This is a genomic window from Vibrio sp. Y176 (assembly GCF_033438945.1).
This window is the reverse complement of the sequence record NZ_JAWOQS010000335.1, coordinates 1-808: the sequence shown is the minus strand read 5'-3', so window position 1 is coordinate 808 and position 808 is coordinate 1. Positions and strand designations below refer to the sequence as shown.

Below are 808 nucleotides of genomic sequence, written 5' to 3'. Positions count from 1 at the left end.
TTACTTAGGTATAAACTGCGCAGCATCTTTATATACAAGAAATCACATAATGCAAGCTCTATCGCAGAGAGTATTTCAGCTCACCGCTGAATCAGGCTATGATACCAACTACGCGGGAACTGAGCATTAATTTCCAATCCATCAAGGACTTCTATGGACGCACTGGCACTGATAATGACAATGGCCGCCTACTTACTGGGTTCTGTTTCCAGTGCGGTGTTGATTTGTCGCCTGTTAAAACTGCCAGACCCTCGTAACATTGGCTCAAACAATCCAGGCGCGACCAATGTATTGCGCATTGGCGGAAAAGGCGCGGCCATATCGGTGTTGTTGTGCGATATGCTCAACGGGACGATTCCAGTTTGGGGTGGTTACTTTCTGGGTATCGATCCTATCATTCTTGGCGTTATTGCTATCGCGGCGTGTCTTGGCCACATGTACCCAATTTTCTTCCACTTTAAAGGGGGTAAAGGCGTCGCTACCGCGCTTGGTGCCATTGCTCCAATTGGCTTAGACCTTACAGGCCTAGTTATGCTGACTTGGCTCTCGGTTGCAGTCCTGTTTCGCTACTCTTCCCTTGCCGCACTCGTCACTGTGTTAGTCACACCGTTTTATACTTGGATGTTCAAACCGCAATACACCCTGCCCGTTGCCATGTTGTGTTGTCTAATCGTGTTTAAGCATCATCAAAACATTCGTCGTTTACTTTCGGGTGAAGAGCCTAAAATTGGTGAAAAGAAACTGACAGAAAAAAACTCGGCACAACGCCGAGTTTTTAAATGCATTTTAAGCGTGAACTTTGTTTAGG

Annotated in this window: 1 protein-coding gene; it reads left to right on the top strand. The window is 46.4% G+C overall.

From position 1 onward, the window contains the following. Positions 1 to 153 precede the first annotated feature (153 nt). Positions 154 to 807 carry a glycerol-3-phosphate 1-O-acyltransferase PlsY gene (gene plsY / locus R7O13_RS25905; RefSeq protein WP_318305079.1) on the top strand — a complete coding sequence of 218 codons (654 nt, stop codon included), beginning with the start codon at positions 154 to 156 and terminating at the stop codon, positions 805 to 807. The last annotated feature ends 1 nt before the right edge of the window (position 808 follow it).